The sequence below is a fragment of the Ochrobactrum sp. SFR4 genome, from assembly GCF_019730395.1.
Classification (GTDB): Bacteria; Pseudomonadota; Alphaproteobacteria; order Rhizobiales; family Rhizobiaceae; genus Pseudochrobactrum.
The window spans coordinates 1-300 of record NZ_JAAPBB010000597.1; the positions used below are offsets into that span (position 1 = coordinate 1).

At 48.3% G+C, this 300-nt stretch carries 1 protein-coding gene; it reads right to left on the reverse strand.

Translation table 11 applies throughout. From position 1 onward, the window contains the following. Window positions 1-6: 6 nt before the first annotated feature. On the reverse strand, window positions 7-300 hold a 294-nt coding region (locus tag HBA93_RS20420), incomplete at its 5' end, for a hypothetical protein (protein ID WP_221724492.1).

Below are 300 nucleotides of genomic sequence, written 5' to 3' on the forward strand. Positions count from 1 at the left end.
CGTTTCCTAGAATTTCTGTTGCGGGATACGCTTGTATGTCAGCTCTATGCTGGACAAACGCGTAAGCATTGGTTCGGAACGAGAAGCGGTCACAAAAAACCGTTTCAGCCCCGCACCACAGTCACTTTTGAAATCAAAGTGCCGGAAATGCTTAATTGCAGAGTATTTGAGCGCTGGCTCTACAAAGCCAGATAGCCCGTTTCGCTGATCCCTTTTCAGGATCCCAAGCGGGCTTGCAAAAAACACTTTGAAAAACAGGAGGATTTTATCCCGCTGGCCGGTCTCCTTTGCAGAAAACGG